The 25953-nt window shown below is 69.9% G+C and carries 18 protein-coding genes; 8 read left to right on the forward strand and 10 right to left on the reverse strand.

All coding sequences use genetic code 11. The features are described from left to right. Positions 1 to 11 precede the first annotated feature (11 nt). Complete coding sequence (gene xylB / locus AB0B28_RS11750) at positions 12 to 1403, reverse strand: xylulokinase (RefSeq protein WP_360119881.1); 1392 nt, start codon at positions 1401 to 1403, stop codon at positions 12 to 14. Then, positions 1404 to 3701: a TIM-barrel domain-containing protein gene (locus AB0B28_RS11755; protein ID WP_360119883.1), complete on the reverse strand. Its 2298-nt coding sequence runs from the start codon at positions 3699 to 3701 to the stop codon at positions 1404 to 1406. A gap of 238 nt (positions 3702 to 3939) precedes the next feature. Between AB0B28_RS11755 and AB0B28_RS11760 the strand changes: the two genes are divergently transcribed. After that, entirely contained in the window at positions 3940 to 4410 is a 471-nt protein-coding gene (locus AB0B28_RS11760) for a DNA starvation/stationary phase protection protein (protein WP_360119885.1), read from the forward strand. A 62-nt stretch (positions 4411 to 4472) separates the two neighbouring features. Here AB0B28_RS11760 and AB0B28_RS11765 read toward each other — a convergent pair whose 3' ends face one another. Both AB0B28_RS11765 and leuS read right to left on the reverse strand, forming a co-directional pair. After that, entirely contained in the window at positions 4473 to 5900 is a 1428-nt protein-coding gene (locus AB0B28_RS11765; protein ID WP_360119887.1) for an endo-1,4-beta-xylanase, read from the reverse strand. A 174-nt stretch (positions 5901 to 6074) separates the two neighbouring features. Beyond that, positions 6075 to 8891 (reverse strand): leucine--tRNA ligase, encoded by a 2817-nt coding sequence (gene leuS, locus AB0B28_RS11770; protein WP_360119889.1) that lies wholly within the window; start codon positions 8889 to 8891, stop codon positions 6075 to 6077. A 320-nt stretch (positions 8892 to 9211) separates the two neighbouring features. Here leuS and AB0B28_RS11775 point away from each other — a divergent pair, with 320 nt between their 5' ends. The 5 genes from AB0B28_RS11775 to AB0B28_RS11795 all read left to right on the forward strand — a co-directional run bounded on the left by AB0B28_RS11775 (position 9212) and on the right by AB0B28_RS11795 (position 17591). Next, on the forward strand, positions 9212 to 10216 hold the full coding sequence (locus tag AB0B28_RS11775; RefSeq protein ID WP_360119891.1) for a MoxR family ATPase: 1005 nt from the start codon (positions 9212 to 9214) through the stop codon (positions 10214 to 10216). A 2-nt stretch (positions 10217 to 10218) separates the two neighbouring features. Next, complete coding sequence (locus tag AB0B28_RS11780) at positions 10219 to 11463, forward strand: DUF58 domain-containing protein (protein ID WP_360119893.1); 1245 nt, start codon at positions 10219 to 10221, stop codon at positions 11461 to 11463. Further along, on the forward strand, positions 11460 to 13817 hold the full coding sequence (locus tag AB0B28_RS11785) for a transglutaminaseTgpA domain-containing protein (protein WP_360119895.1): 2358 nt from the start codon (positions 11460 to 11462) through the stop codon (positions 13815 to 13817). Before AB0B28_RS11780 ends, AB0B28_RS11785 begins: the two co-directional genes overlap by 4 nt. Before the next feature lie 10 nt (positions 13818 to 13827). Beyond that, entirely contained in the window at positions 13828 to 15573 is a 1746-nt protein-coding gene (locus tag AB0B28_RS11790; RefSeq protein ID WP_360119897.1) for a DEDD exonuclease domain-containing protein, read from the forward strand. A gap of 290 nt (positions 15574 to 15863) precedes the next feature. Continuing rightward, entirely contained in the window at positions 15864 to 17591 is a 1728-nt protein-coding gene (locus AB0B28_RS11795) for an HD domain-containing protein (RefSeq protein WP_360119899.1), read from the forward strand. Between the two features lie 231 nt (positions 17592 to 17822). Here AB0B28_RS11795 and AB0B28_RS11800 read toward each other — a convergent pair whose 3' ends face one another. From AB0B28_RS11800 to AB0B28_RS11815, 4 genes are all read right to left on the reverse strand, one after another. Then, positions 17823 to 19400, reverse strand: coding sequence for a ubiquinol-cytochrome c reductase cytochrome b subunit (locus tag AB0B28_RS11800; RefSeq protein WP_360119901.1), 1578 nt, complete (start codon positions 19398 to 19400; stop codon positions 17823 to 17825). Next, a complete protein-coding gene (locus AB0B28_RS11805) occupies positions 19397 to 20515 on the reverse strand; it encodes a Rieske 2Fe-2S domain-containing protein (protein WP_360119903.1) in 1119 nt (372 codons plus the stop codon). The genes AB0B28_RS11800 and AB0B28_RS11805 overlap by 4 nt, the downstream gene beginning before the upstream one ends. Beyond that, a complete protein-coding gene (locus AB0B28_RS11810; RefSeq protein WP_360119905.1) occupies positions 20512 to 21321 on the reverse strand; it encodes a c-type cytochrome in 810 nt (269 codons plus the stop codon). The genes AB0B28_RS11805 and AB0B28_RS11810 overlap by 4 nt, the downstream gene beginning before the upstream one ends. A 189-nt stretch (positions 21322 to 21510) precedes the next feature. Beyond that, on the reverse strand, positions 21511 to 22125 hold the full coding sequence (locus tag AB0B28_RS11815) for a heme-copper oxidase subunit III (RefSeq protein WP_360119907.1): 615 nt from the start codon (positions 22123 to 22125) through the stop codon (positions 21511 to 21513). Positions 22126 to 22314: 189 nt separating this feature from the next. On the opposite strand from AB0B28_RS11815, the gene AB0B28_RS11820 reads away from it, so the two are divergent. After that, positions 22315 to 22749 carry a hypothetical protein gene (locus AB0B28_RS11820; RefSeq protein WP_360119909.1) on the forward strand — a complete coding sequence of 145 codons (435 nt, stop codon included), beginning with the start codon at positions 22315 to 22317 and terminating at the stop codon, positions 22747 to 22749. 22 nt (positions 22750 to 22771) lie between these two features. Then, a complete protein-coding gene (gene trpD / locus AB0B28_RS11825) occupies positions 22772 to 23833 on the forward strand; it encodes an anthranilate phosphoribosyltransferase (RefSeq protein WP_360119911.1) in 1062 nt (353 codons plus the stop codon). Positions 23834 to 24232: 399 nt separating this feature from the next. Here the strand turns inward: trpD and AB0B28_RS11830 are convergent, their stop codons facing one another. Next, positions 24233 to 25015 (reverse strand): hypothetical protein, encoded by a 783-nt coding sequence (locus AB0B28_RS11830; protein ID WP_360119913.1) that lies wholly within the window; start codon positions 25013 to 25015, stop codon positions 24233 to 24235. Between the two features lies 1 nt (position 25016). After that, positions 25017 to 25841: a Nif3-like dinuclear metal center hexameric protein gene (locus AB0B28_RS11835; RefSeq protein ID WP_360119915.1), complete on the reverse strand. Its 825-nt coding sequence runs from the start codon at positions 25839 to 25841 to the stop codon at positions 25017 to 25019. Positions 25842 to 25953: the final 112 nt, after the last annotated feature.

Below are 25953 nucleotides of genomic sequence, written 5' to 3' on the forward strand. Positions count from 1 at the left end.
CAGTCCTTTGCTCATCGGTGGGAAGCCCAGGAAGCGGTCTCGTCCCGGAGCGTTCCGTACTGCTCGGATACTGCGGTCGCGGCCTTGCCGGTGAGCCGCTCGGTGTCGCCGATGCGCCAGCTCGGCGGCTGCGCCGCGCCGGAGAGCGCCCAGGCCGCCTGCTTCGCGGCCCCCAGGGCCACGTACTCGGCCGAGGGCGGCAGATCGACCTCGACGCCGAACACGGTGGGGGCGATGCGGCGCACCGCTTCTGAAGCTGAAGCGCCGCCGATGAGGAGCACCCGGGAGGCCGTGAGCCCTTGGGCCGCAAGGGCGGCGAGGCCGTCGGCCTGGGCCGAGAGCATGCCTTCGACCGCCGCGCGGGCGAGGTCGGCGCGGGTCGCGCCCGTGGTGATCCCCGCCAGGACTCCAGTAGCGCTGGGGCGGTTGGGGGTTCGTTCGCCGTCGAGGTATGGCAGGAGGGTCAGGCCTCCCGAGCCGGGTTCGGCGGCGAGTGCGAGCGCGTCGAACTCGGCGTGGTCGGCACCGAGCAGTTCGCGGAACGTGTCGAGCACGCGCGCGGCGTTGAGGGTGCAGACCAGCGGCAGGTACCGGCCGGTGGCGTCGGCGAACCCGGCCACGAGCCCCGAGGGGTCGGCGGCGGGCACGTCGGAGACGCCGAAGACGGTCCCGGAGGTGCCGAGAGAGACCACGACGTCGCCGGATTCGAGACCGAGGCCGAGCGCGGCCCCGGCGTTGTCGCCGGTGCCGGGGGCCACGGCCGCGCCCCCAGGGGTGCGGCCGACGATCTCGTTCGGGGCGGCCACGCGCGGGAGCGCGAGTTCGCGGCCGAAGGCCTGGACGAGGCGTTCGGGCACGTAAGCGCCGGTGCGGGGCGACCAGTAGCCGGTGCCGGAGGCGTCGGAGCGGTCGGTCGTGGCCTCGGCGGCGCTCGCGCCGCGCAGGCGCATCGTGAGCCAGTCGTGCGGGAGCATCACCGAGGCGGTGCGGGCCGCGTTCTCGGGTTCGTGCTCGGCGAGCCAGGCGAGTTTCGTGGCGGTGAAGGACGCGGCGAGGACCAGCCCGGTGTCGTCGGCCCAGGCCTCGGCGCCGCTCTCGGCGGTGAGGCGCTCGGCTTGGGGGGCCGAGCGGGTGTCGTTCCACAGCAGGGCGGGGCGCACGACCTCGTTGTTCGCGTCGAGGGCGACCATGCCGTGCTGCTGCCCGGAGACGGCCACGGCCTCGGCGCGGTCGAGGATGCCGCGTCCGGCCTCTTGCAGGGCCTCCCACCAGGCCTCGGGCGGGCATTCGGTGCCCTCGGGGTGGGAGGCGCGACCGGAGTCGACGATCTCGCCCGTCTCGGACTCGACCAGCAGGACTTTCGTCGACTGAGTCGAGGAGTCGACTCCGGCCACAAGGCTCATCTATTTACGCTCCAGCTTCGCCTCCGCGGGCTTGCCCGCGACATCGATCACCCTCACATTAGCGAGGTCCGCGGGACCCGTCGAAACCAGGGTCACAACAGTTTCTGAAACTGTTTCCACATCCACGGTGGTATCGCCGTCGACGTCCGAAAGCGTGATCCCCCGCTGCGGGGTGCCCCACAGTTCGAGCGTGATCCCCGCGAAGGGCCCGTCGCCGAAGGTCTCGCCGGGCTCGACGCGCGGGATGATCGCCCCGTAGCGCACGAACACCGGGAAGGTCTCCAGGCCGTGCTTGGTGTCGATGTAGCGCCCGCCCTCGTGGACCTCCTTGGTCCAGAAGTCGATCCACGTGCCTTCGGGTAGGTAGACCTTCCGCTCGCCGGACGGGTCGTTCACCGGGGCCACCAGCAGGTCGGTCCCGAGGCGGAACTCCTGGTCGGCCGTCCACGAGACCGGGTCGGCCGGGTCGTCGACGTTGAGGGCGCGCAGCACCGGCTCGCCGGTGCGCGAGGCCCTGACCGCGGCCGTGTACAGGTACGGCGCGAGCGAGTAGCGCAGCTTCAGCGACTCCACCGCGAGCCGCTCGGCCTCCTCGGAGAACTCCCACAGCTCGCGGGTGGTGGTGCCGTGGTAGCGCAGCAGCGGCGAGAGCGCGCCGAACTGGGCCCAGCGCACGTACAAGTCGTCGGTGGGCGTGCCGTTGAATCCGCCGGTGTCGTGGGACCAGAACGGGACGCCCGAGAGGCCGTGCGAGAGGCCGCCGCGGATAGTGCCGCCCAGCCCGGCCCACGTGGTCTGCACGTCGCCCGACCACTGCGCCGAGTGGCGCTGGCCGCCGAGGAACGAGGAGCGGGCCCACACGAACTCGTAGCCGTGGATCTCGCGGGTCACCTCGCACACCGCGTCGTTGTAGAGCAGCGTGTAGACGTTGTGCAGCTCGGTGCCGGTCATCCCGTTGTGCGCCACCGCGTCGGCGGGCACGCCCTCGGCGAAGTCGGTCTTGTACAGCGCCGCGCCGTCGCGCAGCGGCCCGCGCAGCAGGTCCTTCCACCACGCGGTGGCCTCGGGGTTGGTGAAGTCGACGATGCCGCACGCGGGGAACGAGCCGTGCCAGGTGTCGGCCACATAGGTCTCGCCCTTGGCGTCCTTGAGGAAGTACCCGGCCGCGTCGGCCACCGCGAACAGCGGCGACTTGTAGGAGATGTAGGAGTTCATCCACAGGCAGACCTTGAAGCCCTGATCGGCCAGCTCGGCCATGAGCGAGGGGGCCTCGGGGAAGTTCTCGGGGTCCCAGCGCATGTCCGACCAGTGGCCGTCGGTCTGCCAGAACGTGTCCAGGTGGAGGACGTCGCAGGGGATGCCGCGCTCGCGGATCTTCTTGGCCCGCTCCAGGACCTGCGCCCGGCTGTCCTCGAAGAACCCCGAGGAGATCCAGGTGCCGAAGGCCCACTTGGGAGGCAGCGCCGGACGCGAGGTGAGCCCGTCGTAGCGGTCGAGGACCTCCAGCGGCGTCCCGGCGAGCACGAAGTACTCCAGGACCGCGTCGGGCACGATGATCTCGACGGCCGCGTGGGTCTGCTGGGCCACGTCGAACTCGACCGGGGCGCCCGAGTTGACCAGGACGCCGTAGCCGCGGTCGGAGACGTAGATCGGGACGTTCTTGTAGGCGCGGATCGACTCCGAGCCGAACGCGTCGAAGTTCCACATCAGCGGCCGCTGCCCGCGCGCGTTCAGCGGCGCGAAGCGCTCGCCGAACCCGGCGAAGGCCTCGTCCGGTGCGGCCGTGAAGGACTCGTGGTAGGCCACGGGCTGTCCCTCGACCAGGGACCGGCCGAACGGGAGGGTCCGCAGGCGCCCGGAGATGTCCTCCTCGCCCGGGTTCTGGGCCACGAGGGTCCGCCCGGAGGCGTCGGTGTAGCGCAGCGACCAGGCGTCGAGCGTGGCGACGGCGCGCACCGAGCCCGCGTCGACGGTGACCGTGCCGTCTTCGACGATGACCTTCGCGTCGGCGTAGGTTCCGGCGTGGACCAGCTCGATGATCCGCTCGGCGTCGGGCCTCGCGTCAGGATCGGCCGAGAGGCGGGCGCGCACCACGCCTTCGGCGACCGCGGCGAGGCCCACGAAGAGCTCCTCCCCCGCGGTCGTGGCGGCCTTCAGCAGGACCGAGGCGGGGCCGGACTCGACGACTTCGGCCCGGGCCACGGCCGACAGGCCCTGCTCGCCGGTGGCGCGCTGGGGCAGCTCCGGGGGGTCGGCCACGAAGAACTCACGGGCGACCAGCGGCGGGCGGTAAGGCATTCGGTGCTCCTCAGGGTGCGGACGGCTCGGGCCTCTGCGGCACGGCGATCTTTAGTTTATCGACTAATCCAACAAATTGCGACCGGGCCCGTCCACCGTAAGCATTATGTGACCCTTGGGCGTCGGCGGCCCGCGAATCGCCGTTCCCGCGCTGTGGCCGACTTCCCCACCCCGGGAGCGGCGGGCGGCTAACCTGAGCGGTGACCCTGCCGTTCCACGACAACTGCGAGGTACCGAGATGTCGACCGTCCGCTCCAGCCTTACCGACGAGAACCGGGATATCACCGCGACCGCCCTACAAGGCGCGCTCGTCGACCTCGTCGACCTGTCGCTCGTCGGCAAGCAGGCGCACTGGAACGTCTACGGCAAGAACTTCCGTTCGCTCCACCTTCAGCTCGACGAGATCGTGGTCGCCGCGCGCAACGCCACCGACCTGGTCGCCGAGCGCGCCATCGCGATCGGCGTCAGCGCCGACGGGCGCGCGGCCACGGTCGCCGAGACCTCCTCGGTGCCGAAGATCCACGGCGGCACCATCAGCGACACCGAGGTCGTGACGCTCATGATCGACGCCTACACCTCGATCATCGCGAACATGCGCGAGCGCATCGAGGTCACCGAGTCGGCAGACCCGGTGACGCAGGACCTCCTCATCGGCGTCACCGCCGAACTGGAGAAGCAGAGCTGGATGTTCCAGGCCGAACTGGGCTGAGACTCGCAGGAGGGGCCGGGACGCTGCTGCGTCCCGGCCCCTCCCTGTGCGAAGAGACGGGTCTACGAGGCGGTGCAGGTGACCGTCGGGACCGACGCGGTCGCGCCGTCGGGCTTGGTGATGTTGAACCCGAACGTGGTCGACTGCCCGGCCGCGAGACTGCCGTTGTAACCGGCGTTCGTGGCCGTCACCGTCGGTCCGGTCAGGTTGCCCTCCACGCTCCAGGCGTTCGAGATGCGCTCCGAGCCGGGCCACGTCCATGTCACGGTCCAGCCGTTCAGGGCCTGGCCCGCGGTCACCGTCCCGGCGTAGGTCGCGCCGGTGTTCCACGGGCTCTGCACCGAGAGGGTCGCCGTGCAGCCGTCGCCGGTCGGAGGCGGGGTGGTCGGCGGCGTGGTCGGGTCGGTCGGGTCGGGGTCGCCCGAACCGTCGCCGCCGAGGGCGTCCAGCACCGCGTCGTACGCGGGCTTCTTGCTGTAGTCGTCGTTGAACAGCAGCGGCGCGCCCTCACCGGGGAAGACGTCGGGGACCCAGGAGTCGCCGTCGCGCAGGCCCCACACCGTGACGCCCGAGCAGTCGGCCAGCGCGGCGCAGATCTCGGTCACGCGGCGGTAGTCGTTGGCCTGCTGCTGGAGTTCGCTGGCGTCGGCGGGCATCTGGATGCGGATGTCGAGTTCGGTGACGCGGACCTTGAGGCCGAGGTCGACGAAGCGCTGGAGGTTGGCCTCCATGTTGGAGGGCACCTGGCCGAGGATGAGGTGGGCCTGGAAGCCGACGCCGTCGATGAGGTTCTGGGCGGCGAGGCCCTGGGCGATCTCGTAGGTCTTGTCGGACTTGGCGTTGATGCCGTCGATGGAGTAGTCGTTCATGTAGAGGTCGACGCTGGGGTCGGCGGCGCGGGCGGTCTGGAACGCGGTGGTGATGTAGCCCTCGCCGAGTCCTCTGAGCCAGAAGGAGTCCCGCAGTGCGCCGTTGTTGTCGCTGACGACTTCGTTGACCACGTCCCAGGACTGGACGTCGCCTTCGTAGTGGTCCATGACGGTGTTGATGTGGTCGACCATGGCCGTTTGCAGCGCCGTGCCGGAGAGGTTCTGCACCCAGGACGGGGACTGGCTGTGCCACACCAGGGTGTGGCCGTGGACGGTCTGGTTGTTGGCCTGGGCGAAGTCCACGATGGCGTCGCCTTGGGCGAAGGTGAAGTTGCCCTGGCTGGGCTGGAGGGCGTCCATCTTCATGGCGTTCTCGGCCGTCAGCGAGTTGAACTCGGTGGCGACGGTGTTGCGGTAGGTCGCGTCGTTCTGGAGCAGGTTGTAGTTCACGGCGACGCCGATGTCCTTGCCCAGTTCGTCGGCCGCGCCGCGCAGGGTGGTCTGGGCGCTGGCGAACTGGGTGGAGAGGCCGAGCCCGAGGGCCGCGGTGGCGACGGTGACGACGCCCGCGAGCAGCGCGCGGCGGCGCCTTCGGGATTGTGGCGGTCGGTTAAGCAGCACGGAGAAGCTCCTCGGTCTGGTGCCGCGCGTGAGGGAACGAGGCTGTTCAAGCGGGAGCGGAGCGCTCCCAAAGATGGGCACAGCCTATCGGAGGCATTGACATGCGTCAATAGGAGAAACGCGAAGGGCGCGGACCTCCGGGTCCGCGCCCTATAGGATATATCCTATACGATTTTACTTGGCCACGATCGAGACCATGCGGCCCGCGACCACGATGACCTTCTTCACGTCCTTGCCCGCCAGGTTCGCGGCCACCTTCTCTTCGGCCAGCGCGGCGGCCTTGACCGCGTCTTCGCCCGCGTCGGCGGCGATCTCGATGCGGCCTCGGACCTTGCCGTTGATCTGCACGGGGTAGGTCACGGTGTCCTCGACCAGGTACCGCTCGTCGGCCTCGGGGAAGTCGACGTAGGCGATGCCGCCCTCGTGGCCCAGGCGCTCCCACAGCTCCTCGGCGATGTGCGGCGCGACGGGCGCGACCATGACCACCAGGGCCTCGGCCGCGGCGCGGGGCACCGGGTTCAGGCCCGTCACGTGGTTGTTCAGCGTGATCAGCTTGGCCACGGCGGTGTTCATGCGCAGGTGCTCGTAGTCCTCGCGGACCCCGGCCACGGTCTTGTGGATCTCGCGCAGGGTCTCGGGCGTCGGCTCGTCCTCGGAGACGGTGACCTCGCCGGTCTCCTCGTCGACGATGTTGCGCCACAGCCGTTGCAGGAACCGCTGCGAGCCCACGATCGCGCGGGTCTCCCAGGGCTTGGAGTCGGCCAGCGGGCCCATCGACATCTCGTAGACGCGGAAGGTGTCGGCGCCGTAGCGGGCGCAGATGTCGTCGGGGGTGACGACGTTCTTCAGCGACTTGCCCATCTTCCCGTACTCGCGGTTGACCTTCTGGCCCTTGTAGGTGTAGACCCCTTCGGACTCCTCCTCGACCTCTTCGGCATTGACGTACACGCCGCGGTCGTCGGTGTAGGCGTACGCCTGGATGTAGCCCTGGTTGAACAGGCGGCGGAAGGGCTCGCGGCTGGAGACGTACCCCAGGTCGAACAGGACCTTCTGCCAGAAGCGGGCGTACAGCAGGTGCAGCACCGCGTGCTCGACGCCGCCGATGTACAGGTCCACGCCGCCGACGTCGTCGGCGTCCTGCGGGCCCATCCAGTAGGACTCGTTGGCGGGGTCGGCGATGACCGCGGCGGCCTTGGGGTCGGTGTAGCGCAGTTCGTACCACGAGGAGCCGGCCCAGTTGGGCATCGTGTTCAGCTCGCGGGTGTACGTGCGGGGGCCGTCGCCCAGGTCCAGCTCGACCTCGACCCAGTCCTTGGCGCGGCCCAGCGGCGGCTCGGGCGCGGTGTCGGCGTCCTCGGGGTCGAAGGTCTTGGGCGAGAAGTCGTCCATCTCGGGCAGCTCGACCGGCAGCTGGTCCTCGGTCAGGGCCACCGGCAGGCCGGTCTCGTCGTAGACGATCGGGAAGGGCTCGCCCCAGTAGCGCTGGCGGCTGAACAGCCAGTCGCGCAGGCGGAACGTGGTCGCGCCCTCGCCGCGGCCGTGCTCGACCAGCCACTCGATCATGCCGGTCTTGGCCTCGGCGACGCTCAGGCCGTCCAGGAAACCGGAGTTGACGCAGGTCCCGGCGGTGCTGGACAGGACCGCCTGGCGGTCCCATTCGGTGCCGTCCGAGATGACCTGGACGATCGGGATCTCGAAGGCCTTGGCGAAGTCGAAGTCGCGCTCGTCGTGGGCCGGGACGGCCATGATCGCGCCGGTGCCGTAGCCGGCCAGGACGTAGTCGGCGATGAACACCGGGACGGTCTGGCCGTTGACCGGGTTGGTGGCGTAGCCGCCGGTGAAGACGCCGGTCTTCTGCTTGGCGTCGGCCTGGCGCTCCACGTCGGTCTTGGCCGCGGCCTGGGCGCGGTAGGACGCGACGGCGGCGGCCGGGGTGTCGTGGCCGCCGGTCCAGGCCGCGGGGACCTCGGCGGGCCAGGCCTCGGCGGTCAGGGCGTCCACCAGCGGGTGCTCGGGGGCCAGGACCATGTAGGTGGCGCCGAACAGGGTGTCGGGCCGGGTGGTGAAGACCCGGATGTCCCCCGCGTAGGTCGCGAAGTCCACATAAGCGCCGACGGACTTGCCGATCCAGTTGCGCTGCATGGACTTCAGCGACTCGGTCCAGTCCAGGGCGTCCAGGTCCGTCAGCAGCCGGTCGGCGTAGGCGGTGATGCGCATCATCCACTGCTTCATGGTGCGCGTGTAGACCGGGAAGTTGCCGCGCTCGCTTCGCCCCTCGGAGGTGACCTCCTCATTGGACAGCACGGTGCCCAGGCCGGGGCACCAGTTCACGGGGGCCTCGGTGACGTAGGCCAGGCGGTGGCCGTCGACGATGCGGCGGCGCTCGACGTCGCTCAGCTCGGCCCAGGGGCGGCCGTCGGGAGTGGGCCGCTCACCGGACTCGAACGCGGCGACCAGGTCGGCGATCGGCCGGGCCTTGTCGGCTTCGGTGTCGTAATAGGAGTTGAAGATCTGCAGGAAGATCCACTGCGTCCACTTGAAGTAGTCGGGGTCGGTGGTGGCGAACCCGCGGCGGTTGTCGTAGCCCATGCCCACGATGCGCAGCTGGCGGCGGTACCGCTCGATGTTCTCGGCGGTGATCTCGGCGGGCTGGCGGCCGGTCGCCACCGCGTACTGCTCGGTGGGCAGCCCGAACGCGTCCATGCCCAGCGGGTGCAGCACGTTGTACCCGGCCGCCCGCAGGTACCGCGAGTACGCGTCGGTCGCGATGTAGCCCAGCGGGTGGCCCACGTGCAGCCCGGCCCCCGAGGGGTAGGGGAACATGTCCATCACGAACTTCTTGGGCGCCCCGGCCCGCGGGTGGTCGGGCTCGGCCAGCTCCCCGACCGGGTTCGGGGCGCGGAAGGTCTGCTCGGTCTCCCAGCGGTCCTGCCAGCGCGGTTCGATCGCGTTGGCCAGCTCGGCATCGTAACGGTGTGCGGGTTCGCTCATGACTGGATCCTGTGGTCTGGGTACGGCTGGTGGTTCCTGCGGCGGCGAGCCGACCCTAGACAGCAAAAAACCCCAGACACGCTGGGGTCGCCGTGCTGGGATCTTGCCCGCACGGCTACGTAAGCAGCTCGAATCGCCGAGACATGGGTTCAGTGTAGCCCAGCGGGACGGCGGCGGCGCGAGACATTGGGCTTGGGCGCGCACGAGTACGATGAGGGACAAGCGACAGTCGCGGCGATCGACGTCCTGTGACATCGTGTCCGGCGGCGCGGTGTCCCACACCGCGGAATCCCACCTCACCACCGACCCCGGGAGGACCTTTGACCTTCGAGTCGTCCCCATCGCAGCCGTCACCGCCTCCTGCGTCGCTCACTCCCCAGGAGTTCAAGGCGACGGCCGAGGCGATCCTGACGAACGTCGAGTGGGTGATCGAGGGCAAGTCCCACACGATCAAACTCGCGATCGCGGTCATGCTCGCCGAAGGGCACCTGCTCCTCGAAGACGTCCCCGGGGTGGGCAAGACGCAGCTGGCCAAGGCGCTGGCCAGGTCGGTCGACTGCTCGGTGCGGCGCATCCAGTTCACCCCCGACCTCTTGCCCTCCGACGTGACGGGCGTGAGCATCTTCGACCCCGAGAAACGCGACTTCGTGTTCAAGCCCGGGGCGATCTTCGGGAACCTGATCCTCGGCGACGAGATCAACCGGGCCAGCCCCAAGACCCAGGCCGCGCTGCTCGAATGCATGGAGGAACGCCAGGTCACCGTCGACGGCAACACGTACAAGCTGCGCAGCCCCTTCATGGTGATCGCGACCCAGAACCCGGTCGAGATGGAGGGGACCTACCCGCTGCCCGAAGCGCAGCGCGACCGGTTCGCCGCCCGATTGGCCATCGGCTACCCCGACGTCAACGCCGAACTGGCGCTGCTGGACCGCCGCGAGGAGTACAACCCGCTGGACGCGCTGCGGCCGGTGGCCGACGCGGACATGATCGTGCGGATGGTCGCTGCCGCCCGCGCGGTGCACCTGGCCCCCGAACTGAAGCGGTACGTGGTGGACCTGGTGGCCGCCACGCGCACCAACGCGCAAGTGCGCCTGGGCGCGAGCCCGCGCGCGACCTTGCAGCTCCTGCGGTGCACGCAGGTGCTGGCGGCGATGGACGGGCGCGACTTCGCGCTCCCCGACGACGTGCAGCAGCTGGCCGTGCCGGTGCTCGCCCACCGGCTCATCCCCACCACGGAGACCACGATGGGCGGAGGGGACACCAAGGCGATCGTGTCCGACATCCTCAGGCACGTCCCGGTGGTGTCCCACCCGGGAAGGTATTAGGCGTGGAGCTCACCGGGCGCGGCAAGACGCTGCTGGCGGTGAGTGTGGTCGTCGGCCTCACCGCGCTCGCGGTGGGCGAGGGCGACCTGCTGCGGGCCGCCGTGCTCGCCGCGGTCCTGCCGCTCGGCGGGGTGGTGGTGCTGCGCTGGACGCGGCCCTCGCTGGAATCGAACCGGGTGCTCAACCCCGCGCAGGTCGAGGCCGGGCAGTCGACCCAGGTGCGCCTGGGGATCCAGAACATCGGACGGCGCCGTCCCCCGGCGCTGATGCTGGAGGACCGCATCCCCTACCGCCTGGGCAACCGCCCGCGCCTGGTGCTGGAACGGCTCGCGCCCGGGGCGAGGAGCGTCGTCAACTACACAATCACCCCGAGCACGCGCGGCGCGTACGAGTTGGGGCCGTTGACCGTCCGCACCGCCGACGCGTTCGGGATGGCCATGGCCGTCCAGGAGTTCCCCGTGACGACCGAGTTGATCGTCACCCCGCGGATCCAGCCGCTGCCGAGCCTGCTGCTGCCGGGCGGGGCGGGCATGTCGTCGAGCGAGGCGGCCGCGCACGCGGTCGCGATCACCGGCAACGACGACATCGCGGTGCGCGAGTACCGCAACGGCGACGACATGCGCCGCGTCCACTGGAAGGCCAGCGCGCACCGCGACCAGCTCATGGTCCGCCGCGAGGAGCAGCCGTGGGAGAACAACGCGTCGGTGCTCTTGGACGTGCGCCGAGGCGCGCACCGCGGCGAGCTGTCGAGCTTCGAGTGGATGGTGGACGCGGCCGCGTCGGCCGTCGTGCGGCTCTCGCGGGACGGGATCGACCCGTGGCTGATCACCTCGCATCGCGACTTCGAATGCCGCCGCGGCGATTACAGCCAGGCGATGCGGTACCTGGCCACGGTGAACGCGGCCCCTGAGGCGCCGATCGGGCAGATGGTCGAGAAGGCGCAGCGGTCGCGGTCGGTGTCGGGCATCGTGGCGTTCCTGGGGCACGTGACCCCTGACGAGGGCGCGTCGCTGGGGCGGCTGGCCAGGCGCGGCGGGCACTGCACGGCGTTCGTGGTCGACCCGATCAAGTGGATCCCGCACGGCGGGCAGCACCGGAACGACCCGCGGGAGCGGGCGTTCGCCGAACAGCACATGGCCGCGGTGTCGGCCCTGGTCAACGCGGGCTGGCAGGTGATCCCGGTCGTGGCCGGGACGGAGCTGCGCCGCGTGTGGAGCCGCCTGGGCGCGTGGAGGAATCTCGGATGAGCGGACAGCGGCACGCGACCGTGGTGGCGGCCTGCACGCTGGCGTTGACCCTGACGCCGCTGATCGGCGTGTTCGAGGGCCTGGCCTGGACGTTCCCGGTGATGCTGACGATCGGCATCATCGCCTTGACCGGTGCGCTCATCCGCGCGGCCGGGCGCGGGCAGGGCCTCCAGACGCTCGGCATGGCCGCGGCGCTGCTCGTGGTCCTCACCGCGGGCTTCTCGGGCGGGACCTCGCTCCTGCTGATCATCCCCACCCCGGCCACCTTCACGTACTGGGCGGAACTGGGCGCCTCGGGCGTGCGGGACATCGTCGTCAACACGCCGCCGGTGGCGGCCGAGGGCGGCATTCTGTTCCTGACCCTGATCGGGGTCGGCGTCGTCGCGATCCTCCACGACATGTTCGTGGTGGGCCTGCGGACCCCGGCGCTGGCGGGCCTGACGCTGCTGACGATGTACCTCGTGCCGGTCTCGGTCGCGCCCGAGGCCACCGCGTGGTTCTGGTTCGTGCTGCCCGCCATCGCGTACCTGTGGATCCTCGGCGACGACAACCTGCGGCGCGTCTCCTCGTTCGGGCACCGGTTCACCGGCACCGGGCAGCTCGTGGGGCAGGGCTTCCCCTCGCCGCTGGCACGCACGGCGCGCTGGTCGGCGGTCGGGTTCGTCACGGCCACGCTGCTGGCGCTCGCCGTGGTCCCGGTGGACACCGACGGCCTGGTCAACCGGGTCGAGAACAACTTCAACGGGCAAGGCGACGCGTACGGGCTCGGCGACGTGAACCCGTGGGCGCAACTGTCCGGTTCACTGAACCAGCCGACCGAAGTGGACGTCCTGCGGGTGACCACGAACGACCCGAACCCGCGCTACCTGCGCATGCACGTGCTCGACCAGCTGACCGGCGACGGCTTCGGCCCCAACGAGTACAGGGGCAACAAACCGCTCAGTTCGCTCGACGACGACGGCTCCTCGGGCACGGTCTACGAGGCGCAGATCGAGAACCTGGAGATGACCGCACCGGTGGTGCCGGTGTACGGCAACCCCCAGAGCCTCGACATCGAAGGCGACTGGTCGATCGACGCCGACACCGACGTGATCATCGGCGACGACACCGACATGGGCGACGTCTCGTCCTACACCCTCACCTACACCGACCCCACGCCCGAAGCCGAAGTGCTGGCCGCGGCTCTCGGCATGGACCCCGGCGACGAACGGTGGGAGGCCAACACCGCACACCCGAACGTGCCGGACCTGACCGCGATCGTGGACCAGGAGCTTCGCGGCGCGAACACCGTGCACGAGAAGGTCCTCGCGGTGGAGGACTTCCTGTCGGTCGAGAACGGATTCATGTACTCGCTCCAGACCGGCGACGCGGGCAACGACGAGGCGATCCTCGACTTCCTGGAGACCAAACGGGGCTACTGCCAGCAGTTCGCCGCCACGATGGCCTGGATGCTGCGCGAGGCCGACGTGGCCGCGCGCGTCGTCATCGGCATGTCCAAGGGCTCGCGCGACGGCGAGTCGTGGGTGCTCACCAGCCGCGACTACCACGCGTGGGTCGAGGTGTACTACGAAGGCTCCGGCTGGATCCCGTTCGACCCGACCCCGGCCTCGGGCGTGCCCGGATCGGTGAACTTCCCGTGGGCGAACGAGCCCGCCGAAGCGGTCGAGGGCCCCAGCCCCGAGCCCGGCGAGAGCGCCGGCCCGACCGACACGCCCTCGGGAGCCACGCCTTCGGCCGAGAACCCGAGCGTGCCCGAGGGGCAGGACCCGACCGCGCAGGCCACCGCCGACGCCGCGGGCGGCGGCTCGGGGGTGAGCATCGACCCCAGGTGGCTGCTGGTGGTGCCGCTCCTGGCGGTCCCGTTCGTGCCGATGCTGCTGCGCGGCGCGATGCGGCGCAGACGCCTCGCCCCGGACCGGATCACCGCCAAGACCGCGTGGGACGAGACCACCGACCTGGCCGCGGACTTCGGCATCTCGCTGCCGGACACGCTCACCCCGAGGCAGGCCGCCGGAGTCCTCGCGCAGAAGGCCCCCGCGGCGCGCGAGGCCGCGACCCGCCTCGGCTCGGCGATGGCCCTCCACCGATACTCCCCCAGGGGCGCCGACCCGGCAGGGCTCGCCGACGCTGTGCACGACCTGCATTCCGAACTGGACAAGGCCGCCGAACCGGGTCGCAGGCGCAGAGCCAGGTTCTGGCCCGCGTCGCTCGCCGAGAAGCTCAGGCCCGGAAGCGAATCCGAGGCGGGCTCGGCCCGCCGCTCGACGCCGGTGACCTCGCGTCTGCGGGCCGCGATGCGGCGTCGGCGACGTTCGAACAGCCGCGGGGGCGGGTCTGTCACAGGCCGCACCTAAGGTTGCGGGCATGGACAGACGCGGTTCGGTCACCGGCGCATCACGCACGGCGGGCACGGTCGAGGGCTTCACCCAGCCGGCGCTCGACTCGTTCGGGACCCCGCTGTCCGAGGTCGTGTTCTGCGTCGTCGACCTGGAGACCACCGGGCTGGCCGCCGACGCGTGCGGGATCACCGAGATCGGGGCCGTCAAGGTCAAGGGCGGCGAGGTCATCGGCGAGTTCGCGACCCTCGTCAACCCCGGCGAGCCCATCGACCCGCGCGTCACCCGCCTGACCGGGATCACCGACGACATGGTCGCCGACGCACCGGGGATCGAGGCGGTCCTGCCCGCGTTCCTCGAATTCGCGCACGGCGCGACCATGGTGGCCCACAACGCCGGGTTCGACATCGGGTTCCTGCGCCACGCGTGCGAGCTCACCGACACGCGCTGGCCGCGCCCGCCCGTGGTCGACACCGTGGTCCTGGCGCGGCGGCTCACCGAGAAGAGCGAGGTCCCCAACCGGCGGCTCGGAACCCTGGCGCGGCTGTTCGGGTCCCCGGTGACCCCGAACCACCGGGCCCTTGACGACGCGAAGGCCACCGTCACGGTCCTCCACGGCCTCATCGAGCGGGCCACCGGGCACGGCGTGGTCACCGACGCGGAGCTGTCGGAGTTCTGCCGGGCGATTCCCTCTGAGCTGCAACGGCGCAAGCGGCACCTGGCCGAGGGCCTGCCGCGCTCGCCGGGGGTGTACATCTTCCGCGACGCCGACGACCGGGCGCTGTACATCGGCGTGTCGGTCGACGTGGCCGCGCGGGTGCGCAGCTACTTCTCGGCCGCGGAGCAGCGGCGCAGGCTGCGGGACATGCTCGCGTCGGCCGAGCGCGTCGAGGTCGTCGAATGCGCGCACCGGCTCGAAGCGGGCGTGGCCGAACTGCGGCTCATCTCGGGCGGCAAGCCGCCGTACAACCGGGCCGCGAAGTTCCCCGAGCACCGCAGCTGGGTGCGCTTCACCGACGAACCGTATCCGCGCCTTCAGGTCTCGCGCAAGCCCCCCGCGCCGGGCACCCCGCGGCTCGGGCCGACCTCCGGGACGCAGGCGCAGGCCGCGATCAACGCCATCGAGGCCGCGATGCCGATCCGCTCGTGCCGGACCCGCTTGTCCCCCAAGCGGTTGTCGCCCTCGTGCGTGCTCGGGGAGATCGGGCGGTGCGCCGAGCCGTGCCGCCACACGGTCTCGGTCGAGGAGTACGCCTCGATCGCCGAACGGGCCGCGCGGGCGATGGACGGCGACCCCGCGCCGGTCGCCGAGGCGATCGGCGAGCGCCTCGCCGAACTGGCCGAGTCCGAGCGGTTCGAGGCCGCCGCAGAGCGCCGAGACGAACTCGGGGCGTTCCTGTCCCTCGCCGCGGCCACGCACCGCGTCAGGAGCCTTGTGGCGGCCGGAGAGCTCGTGGCGGCGGGTCGGGCCAAGGGCGGCGGCTGGGAGGTCGCGGTGATCCGCCACGGCCTCCTCGCGGGCGCGATCCGCACCCCGCCCCGCGTCGACCCGATGCCCCACATCGCCAAACTCCGAGAGACCTCCCGCGCGATCGAACCGGTCGAAGACGTCGTGGACGCGGCCCACGCCGCCGAGACCCGCCTCCTCCTCGACTGGCTCGCCCGCCCCGAAGTCCGCATCGTCCACGCAGAGGGAACCTGGGCGACCCGCCTCGACGGCCCCGAACGCTGGACCGGCACCCTCCCCAAACCAGAGAACCCCTGGCAGCGCTGACCGCGCATGGCGCACCTCACCACATGGTGGGACAGGTCGCGCGACGCTCTGTCGCCGCTCTCGCACCGCGTGTTTTCGCTGGTCGACGGCGGCGTCGCCGACATTTCGGGCGCAAGGCGTCTCGCATGTCGTTGCGGCGCTTGGGGTGTCGATTCTCCCAGGGCGCTGGTACTGTCCGTGTTCCGTACGTGGCTATGGAAATGCCGAAATCCGACAGTGTCTAGTGTCGATTCTCTCCAAGGATCGTTGTACATCTAGAATGCGGTCAACCTTGGGCATCGGAGGCTTTCATGTTGCGCGCATTGCTTTCGGCTACTCGGTCTGCCAAACCGGACGACCCGTGGGACCTCGCGGGAAAGGTGGCGCAGCTCGAAGCGGCTCACCGTGCCCACTGCGAGCAGCCCGACATGCTCCTGGTCCGCCGCGCCTACCGCATCGCCGAGCAGATGCACCGCGGGCAGGCCCGCCGCTCGGGCGAGCCGTACATCACCCACCCGATCGCCGTGTCGACCATCCTCGCCGAACTCGGCGTCGACACCGCCACCATCGCCGCCGGGCTCCTCCACGACACCGTCGAGGACACCAGCTACTCCCTCGAAGCGCTGCGCGGCGACTTCGGCGACGAGATCGCGGTCATGGTCGACGGCGTCACCAAGCTCGACAAGATCCACCTCGGCTCGGCCGCCGAGGCCGAGACGTTCCGCAAACTGGTGCTCACCGCCGGGCGCGACATCCGCGTCATGGTCATCAAGCTGGCCGACCGGCTGCACAACATGCGCACCATCAAGTTCAAGAAGCGCCCCAGCCAGATCCGCATCGCCGAAGCGACCAAGGACGTGCTGATCCCCCTGGCCGACCGGCTCGGGCTCTACGTGATCAAGCGCGAGCTGGAGGACATCGTCCTGGAGACGCTCGAACCGGAGGTCTTCCAGGCCATCCGCGAGCACATCGGCTCCGACACCGACCGCAACCGCAAAGTGGCCCTCATCGTGCCCCAGGTGCGCCGGGCCCTGCGCGAGTTCAAGGTCACCGCCACCCTCCAGGACCGGCCGAGGCACCCGTACTCGGTCTACCGCGAGATGCAGAAGCACCCCGGCACCGGCCCGGCCGACCCGCCGCGCCTGGTGATCGTGGTCGACGGGCCCGCCACCGACTGCTACGCCGCGCTCGGTGCGATCCACAAGGTCTGGAAGCCACTCGGCGGCAAGTTCCGCGACCTCATCGCGGCCAAGAAGTTCAACCTGTACCAGTCGATCCACACCGCCGTGGCCGGGCCGGGCGGCGAGGCCGTCGAGTTCCTCATCCGCACCAAGGAAATGCACGAGACCGCCGAGATCGGCATCGTGGCCGGGCTGCGCCAGAGCGGGGCCAACCCGGTCGACGTGCAGCTGCCGTGGCTCCAGCGGCTCCTGGACTGGCAGCACGAGGTGGCCGACTCGGGCCAGTTCCTGCACTCGCTGCGCTGCGACCTCGCCGACCAGGACATCCTGGTCTTCACCGGCGACGGGGAGCAGGTGCTGGTCCCCAAGGCCTCCACCGCCGTCGACGTGGCGTACTGCTCGGGCCCAGCCAAGGGCCACCGGCTCATCGCGGCCTACGTCAACGGCGAGATCGCGCCGGTCTCGCAACCGCTGCGCGACGGCGACACGGTCGAGCTGGTCCTCACCACCGAGCAGCCGTACGGGCCCTCGAAGCAGTGGCTCGACCACGCCAAGACTCCCGAGGCGCAGCTGCACATCAACGACTGGTTCGGCGCGATCGACGACCTCGACTCCACCGGCGAGCTCCCCGTGATCCCCATGCAGCGCTTCGAAGACGAACTCAAAGCGGGCAAGAACCGCCTGTGGAGGGCCCTCATCGCCCGCGGCAGAGGCCTAGCCGGAGAGCAGCCGCTCCACGGCGTGGCGTCCTCCCTGGGCTACCCCGACCTCGACTCGCTCTACCTGGCCTTGGCGAGGGAGAAGCTCGACCCGGACGAACTGGCGGACAAGCTCATCACCACCGTCGACCGCTTCTAGGCGAATGCACCTCGCATAGAACCACTGTCACACCCCCGAGCGACCATTGAATCGGGGGCGCTTCCACATCGAGGAAGACTCGCATTCAACCGCGACACCCCCCTGTCGCACCCTCGCGCGACGATTGACCCGGGGGCACCTCCGGATCGAGACTTCCTCACGTACAGAACGCGCTGAGCCGCTCAACGACGAAGGGCCCCGCCTTCCGGCGGGGCCCTTCATCTCGTCTCGCTAGTGCTTGCCCGAGTCGATCTCGTCGCGGCGGCCGGATTCCTCCGGCTCCTCGATCGACTTGAAGAAGCCCTTGTCGGCCGGCTCCAGAGCCCCGATGCGGTTCATCTTCTTCGGGACCACCCAGCCGTTGTACTCCAGCTCGGTGTGGCCGTGCTCGTCGGGCTCGGCGAGCGGCTGGTGCACCTCGTAGAAGCGCCCGTCCGGGTCCCTCATCAGGATGCCCGTCTCCAGGCCGTGCGCGAGCACCTCGCGGTCGTGCTGCTGGAGGCCCAGGCAGATCCGGTACGTCACGTAGTACGCGATGATCGGCAAGACCACGATCAGGATGCGGCCGGCCCAGGTCATCGCGTTCAGGCTGATCTGGAACTTCTCGGCGAACACGTCGTTGCCACCGGAGATCACGCCGATGATCCAGAAGACCACGACCATGACGCCCAGGCTGGTTCGGCCGGCGTTGTCACGCGGACGCTGGAGCAGGTTGTGGTGCCCGCGGTCCTTGGTGAACCGCCGTTCCAGCGCCGGGTACAGCAGCGGCAGCAGGACCGACAGGCCCATGCCCGCGATCGCCGGCCAGAACACGGCCGGGAGCGTGAAGTACGGCGGAACTCTGAACTCCCACGCCGGGAACAGGCGGATGAGGCCGTCCAGGTACATGACGTAGAAGTCCGGCTGCGAGGCCGACGAGACCACCGCGACGTCGTAGGGCCCGAAGAGCCAGATCGGGTTGATCTGGAACAGGCCCGCCATCGCCCCGATGACGCCCCAGATGAACAGCATGAAGCCGACCTGCTTCATGATGTAGTTCGGGAACATCCGGTAGCCGACCACGTTGTGCTCGGTGCGGCCCGGTCCGGGCCACTGCGTGTGCTTCTGCGCGAACACCAGGCCCACGTGGACCACGATGAGCCCCAAGAGGATCAGCGGGAACACGAACACGTGGATGATGTAGATCATCGAGATCACCGAGGTGCCGGGGAACTGGCCCCCGAACAGCGCGGCCGAGGCCCACGGGCCGATGAACGGCACCGAGGCGGTCATGCCCTCCATGATGCGAAGGCCGGTGCCCGACAGGCCGTCGTCGGGAAGCGAGTAGCCGAAGAAGCCCTCGAAGAAGCCGACCCAGAACAGTAGGATGCCGATCATCCAGTTCGTCTCGCGCGGCGCGCGGAACGCGCCGGTGAAGAAGATCCGGAGCATGTGGACCAGGATCGAGGCCATGAACAGCAGCGTGGCCCAGTGGTGCATCTGGCGCATGAACAGGCCGCCGCGCACCTCGAACGAGATGTCCAGGGCCGAGGCGTAGGCCTGCGTCATCTCCACGCCCTGCAACGGGACGTACGCGCCGTTGTAGGTCACGTGGACCATCGAGGGCTCGAAGAACAGCGCCAGGAACGTGCCCGAGAGCAGCAGCAGGATGAACGAGAACATCGCGATCTCGCCCAGCAGGAACGACCAGTGGTCCGGGAAGACCTTGTTCATCAGCACCCGGGCCGGGCCCGCGAGCTTGAAGCGGTCGTCGAGTTCGCCGCCTGCCTTGGTCAGCAGGCTGTCGCTAGTGCCTTTGCGGCGTTTCACTTCTCATCCTCCTCGGGGAGGGACGGGCGGTTCCAGAACGCCGGGCCCGGAGGCACCAGGAAGTCCGAAGTGGCGATGAAGTAGCCCTCTTCGTCGACGTCGAGCGGCAGGATCGGCAGGTGCCGGGTCGCCGGGCCGAAGACGGGGGCCGCGTTGTCCACCACGTTGAACTGCGACTGGTGGCACGGGCACAGCAGGCGCTGGGTCTGCTGCTCGTAGAGGCTGGCCGGGCAGCCGACGTGAGTGCAGATCTTCGAGTAGGCCACGAAGTTGCCCCACAGGGCGTCGACTTCCTGGTACATCGGGTACAGGTTCTCGTGCAGCGTGGCCGCGTCCGACTCGCGGAGCCGGATGAGCAGGACCGGCGCGGTCGGGAACTCGTTGCTGGCGCCGTGGTCGATCGCCGGGAAGGCCGTGATCTGACCGCCGGCCGAGATCATGTCGGGGCGCACCAGGGCGCCGTCCTTCATCATCAGGCGGATCGGCTTGCCGTCGTTGTACCGCTCGGCGTTCCAGCCGGTCACGGTGTACATGTCGCCCGGGTCCTTGAGGAGCGCGCCCAGCGGCGCCACGGCGGCGAGGCCGAGCGGCGCGGCCGCGAGCAGCGCGGTCTTGACCAGGAACGGACGGCGACGCAGGCCCATGTCCTCCACCACGGTGTCCACCGTGGACTCGGCGATGCGCCGATCGTCGGGCTCGGAGCCGCCGTCGTGGCGGTCCTGGACGAGCTCCTCGATCGGGAGGAGCTTCTTGGCCCAGGTGAGGACCCCGACCGCGAAGAACAGGAGCGAGAAGCCGAGCGTGGTGCCCAGGATCGGGGTGTACCACGTCTCGGGGTCGCGCCAGGTCGCCAGGCCCTCGTACTCCCAGGGCCAGAAGATGTACGCCGCCACGAAAGCGAGCGCGAACAGACCCGAGAGCAGGAACAGACCCGAGACGATGCGCTCCATGCGCTTCTCGGCCTTGGTCCCCGGCTTGGCGAAGCGCGGTTCGTAGTGGATGATCTCGATGTCGTCGCGGCGCAGGCCCTCTTTGTAGACCTCGAAGCGGGACAGCTTCGGGTCGCTCAGGTCCACGGGCTCGCCGCCTTGGGCACTGTCGTTGTGGGCACTCACGATTTACCTGCAATCCAGAGCGTGGTCAGCAGGAGCGCGGTCATGCCGACCAGGAAGATGGCCACGCCTTCGGTGGCCGGACCGAAACGTCCGAGGGTGAACACGCCGCCGCGGTCCTTGTCGTCGTTGACGATCCACTGGACGTAGGCGATGATGTCGGCCTTCTGCTCGGGGGTGAGCTCGTTGTCGGCGAACACCGGCATGTTCTGCGGGCCGGTGAGCATCGCCTGGTAGAGCTCCTCGTCGGTGACGCCTTCGAGGGTCGGGGCGTGTGCGCCCGAGGAGAGCGCGCCGCCGCCGCCGGCGTAGCCGTGGCAGGAGGAGCAGTTGACGCGGTAGAGCTCGCCGCCCTCGGCCACGTCGGCGTCGGCCACGAGGATCTCGAGGTCGTCGGGCACCGCGGCACCGCCGCCGAGGTACTCGATGTACGCGCCGAGCCACTCGGCCTCTTCCTCGGTGAACACCGGGTCGTCGAGGTAGGGGGCCTGGGCTCCCTGCGCGGCCATCGGCATGCGGCCGGTGTTGACCTGGAACTCGACCGCCGCCGAACCGACGCCGATGAGGCTCGGTCCGCGCCCTTCGACGCCCTCGCCGTTGGCGCCGTGGCAGGAGATGCAGCTCGTGTCGTAGAGCTCCTGACCCTTGACGACCTCGGCGTCGATCGCGTTGGCCTCGGACTCCTGGGCGTAGAGGCTCGGCGAGAACACCGAGTAGAGCCCTCCGACGATGACCAGTGCGCCGGTGAACCTGGCGAGCGCGCCGAGGCGCTTGCGCCAGCCTCGGCGGCGTTTCGCTGATGCAGCCACGGTTGTTGCCTCACCTTTATCTAGCTGTCGGACCGGGCCGGACCCTGTTCGGTCCCTGCCCGGCCGGCGGCCGCCACCGGGCGGCGGCCGTCGCATTTCTCGGATGGAGCCTCGGCGCGGGGCCGGGGCCGGGTTCGACCTCGGTCGCGGGCGGGTCCGGTGGGACGCGCCGAGCGGCCGAGGCGGTTGTCAGTACTGGGCCATCGGAAGGAAGTAGATCACGGCGAACAGCGCGATCCAGACGACGTCGACGAAGTGCCAGTAGTAGGACACCACGATGGACGCGGTGGCCTGAGCGGGGTTGAAGCGTCCCATCGTCGAACGGATCAGGTAGATGATGAACGCCACCAGGCCGCCGGTCACGTGGAGACCGTGGAAACCGGTGGTCAGGTAGAACATCGTCCAATAGCCGTCGGTCGAGATCGCGAATCCTTCGCCGACCAGGTTCCGATACTCGTTCACCTGGCCGAGCATGAAGATCAGACCCATGATGAAGGTGATCGCGAACCACAGTCGCAGCTTGTGCACGTCACCGCGCTCGGCGGCGAACACCCCGAGCTGGCAGGTGACCGACGAGGCCACGAGGATCACCGTGAAGACCAGCGCGTAGGGGATCTCGAGGTGGTGGTAGCCCTCCTCGAAGATCGCCGGCGCGGAGGCCTGGATCGAGAAGTACATCGCGAACAGGCCCGCAAAGAACATCAGTTCGCTGCTCAACCACACGATGGTGCCGACACTGACGACATTGGGCCGCGTCAGTGAGTGGATTCGGCTGGGGTCGATAGTTGCTTCGGCGGCAGTCACGCGCACATTATTACGTTCCGTTGGGCCCAAGCTGTGCATGGGGTGTGTTTTTCGCGCGTGTCGCGCGGCGGTAGGCTCACCGACTCCTCCCATCGTGTTCCCAGGTCATGCCGGGTTCGGCCTATGTAGGCGGTCGTCGGGGCGGAAGTGGGCGCTCCGGTCTTCCCATTTCGGTGTGGCCGGTTTAATATGCGAGGCGTGAGTACCTCAACGTCGCAGTTCTCGGTTCTGCTTTACAGCCATCGACCCGCCGTCATCGAACAGATGCGCTCTGCGATCGGCGAGGAGCCGGTCGAGGGGATCAGCATCGAGTACGCGGTCGCCGGAGCGTACGACGAGGCGGTGTCCCTCATCGACAAGTACGAGATCGACCTCGTGCTGCTCGACGGGGAGGCGCAGCCCGCCGGAGGCCTGGGCATCGCGCGCCAACTCCGCGACGAATTCGACGAGCCGCCGACGCTGGCCGTGGTGGTCGCGCGGGCCGCGGACCGCTGGCTGGCGGCGTGGTCGCGGGCCGACGCGGTGCTGATGCACCCGCTCAACCCGGTGACCACGGGCCAGACGGTAGTAGACTTGCTGGTCAGCCGCGCAGAAGGCGCGGCGCCGGCGCAGCGCGCCGCCTGACCTTCCTCCCTTTGGAGTGCTCATGTCGAATGCGACCTGGCCTGATGTCCTCGCGCGGCTTTCTAGCGGCGGCCATCTCGACGAGGCCAGCGCCGACTGGGCGATGGCCGAGATCATGGCGGGCAATGCCGATCCGGCCCAACTCGCGGCGTTCGCGGTGCTGCTGCGCTCAAAGGGTGAGACGCCAGAGGAGATAGGTGCGATCGCGGGCCGGATGCTCGCCGAGACCACTCGTCTGGACCTGTCTGACCTGGGCGTGGCGGTGGACATCGTCGGCACCGGGGGCGACGGCTCGAACTCGGTGAACATCTCGACGATGGCGGCGGTCGTGGTCGCGGCCGCGGGTGTGCCGGTCATCAAGCACGGCAACCGGTCGGCGTCGTCGACGGTGGGTTCCGCGGACCTGCTCGAAGCGCTCGGGGTGGACCTGGAGGCGTCGGCCGAGCGGGTCGAGGCCTCGGTCCGCGAGATCGGGATCGGCTTCTGCTTCGCGCGCACGTTCCACCCGGGCATGCGCCACGCCGGTCCGGTCCGGGCGGCGCTGGGCATCCCCACGGTGTTCAACCTCCTTGGCCCCCTGACGAACCCGGGCCAGCCCGCGGCGGGCCTGATCGGCTGCGCGGACCCGGTGAAGGCGCCTTTGATGGCGCAGGTGTTCGCGGCGCGGGGCGCTTCGGTGTTCGTGGTCCGCGGCGACGACGGCCTGGACGAGATCTCGACGTCGGCCACGACGTCGGAATGGATCGCCTCGGGCGGCCGGGTCTCGCAGGGCACGATCAACAGCACCGAGTTCGGGCTGATGAAGGCCGGTCCCGAGGCGCTCAAAGGCGGCGACATCGAGTTCAACACGAACGTCGCGCGCCAGGTCTTCGCGGGCGAGACCGGTGCGGCTCGCGATGCGGTGCTGCTGAACGCGGCGGCGGCATTGGCTTCTCGTCAGGGCCTGATCGACGGCGTGGACCTCCACGACGAAAAGATCCGCCGAGACCTGCTGATCCGAAACCTGGAACTCGCGGCGAAGGCGGTCGACGGCGGTGCGGCGACGGCGCTGGTCGAGCGCTGGGCGGCGTTCAGCAAGCAGTAGAAGACGAACGAGAGGGGCGAAGCGTCGATAGCGCTTCGCCCCTCTCGGCGTTCACGGGCGCAGGTGGCCGAGTGCGCGGACGGGCGCCTCTTTCGTCTCACCGCCTCGGCCGAGTCCACGCCCCGGCCCGCCACGGCCCGGACCGGCCGCCGAACGGAAGCGGGGCGGCGAGCGCCTTGCGCCTGCTGCCCCGCATCCGGCTCACCGCCTCAGCCACGTCCAAGCCACGGCCCGCCACGGCCGCAAAGCGACCGCGCGCCACTCAGCGCCGCTCCTGACCGCCGCTTCGCCCGCACCCCGCCCCGCCCCACGCGGCCCGTCCCCGCCCGGCCCGGCCCGGCCGCCGAACGACTGCGGGGCGGCGGGCGCAAAGCGCCTGCCGTCCCGCTTCCGTTCGGGCTATTGGTACTTCTTGAGTTCGTCCTCGGAGGCGAGCGTGGTCGGCTTCGACTGCGGGAGTTCGGTTCTGATGAGGACGCAGCCGCATTCTTCGCAGCGCAGGACCTCGTCGATGGGGGCGGACTTGATGGGGATCATGTCGGCTGGGGACTTTTCGATGCGGCAGGAGCCGCAGCGGCGGCCGACGAGTTCGGCGGCGGCTATCGGTTGCTTGGCGTGGATGCGGTCGTAGAGCTCGACGAGGCGGTCGGGGATGTTGATGGCGAGGGCTTCGCGGGTGGAGGCGGCGTCGGCGGCCTCGGTGTCGATCGCCTCGAGGCTGCGGGTGCGCTCGGCTTCGGCGTCGGCGAGGACGGCGCGGGCCTGGTCGACCTGGCGGCGGGTCTCTTCGAGTTCGGCGTCGAGGGCTTCGCGGCGCTCCATGAGTTGGAGCTGGTCGTCTTCGAGGGTGCCTTGGCGGCGGGCGAGGGATTCGAGTTCGCTCTGGAGGCCTTCGAGTTCCTTCGCGGTGGCCGCGCCGGAGGCCATGCGGGTGCGGTCGGCGTCGGCGCGCTTGGTGACCAGCTCGACTTCGCGTTCGACGCGTTCGATGTCGCGGTCGAGGTCGGCGAGGTCGCCCGAGAGGTTCGCGGCCTTGTCGGCCAGGGCGCTCAGGCGCTGGCCGGCGGCGGCGAAGGCCGGGTCGTCGTCGAGCTTGCGGCGGCGCTGGTCCAGCTGGGTGAGCTGGGTGTCCACCGCCTGGAGTTCGAGCAGTCGACGCTGATCGAAAAGGTCGGCTTTCAACTCAGTTCACCCCGGATTTCTGGTGGATGGTCCACGGATCGGTGTCGATGTCGGAGACGATCACGTCCTCGACCAGACGAGACAGTTGCTCCGCAACAGTATCGAGCCACGGTCGCTCGGTGGCCCAGTGGGCGGCGTCGATGAGGGCCGGGCCGCTCTGGGCCAGGACCTCGCTGGCGGGGTGGTGGCGGAGGTCGGCGGTCAGATACGCGTTCGCGCCCGCGGCGGCCGCGTCGGCGAGGTAGGAGTCCCCCGCGCCGCCGCAGACCGCGACGGTGCTGACGAGCCGTTCAGGGTCGCCCGCGGCCCGCACGCCCCACACGGTGGGCGGGAGCGCGGCCGCGGCGCGGGCGGTGAGGTCGGCGAGGGTCATCGGTTCTGGCAGGCGGCCGATGCGGCCGATCCCGCGGCCCGAGTCTTCGTGCTCGGCTCCGTCGAGGGGGCGCAGGGGCCGCAGGTCGACCAGGCCGAGGCGGTCGGCGAGGGCGTCGGAGACGCCCGGGCTGGCAACGTCGGCGTTGGTGTGGGCGACGTAGAGGGACATGCCGGATTCGATGAGGGTGTGGACGAGGTCGCCTTTGTAGTCGGCGGCCGGGTCGAGGCTGGAGACGCCGCGCAGGAGCAGCGGGTGGTGGGCCACGATGAGGTCGCAGTCGGCTTCGATCGCCTCGATCACGGTGGCGGGCACGACGTCCACGGCGCACAGGACGCGGCCGACCGAGTTGCCGCCCCGTCCGCAGACGAGGCCGACCCGGTCCCAGTCCTGGGCCCATCGCCTCGGGTAGAGGTCGTCGAGGGCGGCGGTGATCTCGCTCAACGTGCGCATCCCTGGAGTCTATTGACGCCCCGCTCCGGACGGGGGGCGGGCGGTGCCCGGAGCCTGAGCAGCGGCGGCTCCGGGCACCTCGTGCGGGCGGGGCGGGCTCCCGTGCCGCGGA

The sequence above is a fragment of the Glycomyces sp. NPDC046736 genome, assembly GCF_040645615.1.
Classification (GTDB): domain Bacteria; phylum Actinomycetota; class Actinomycetes; order Mycobacteriales; family Micromonosporaceae; genus Glycomyces.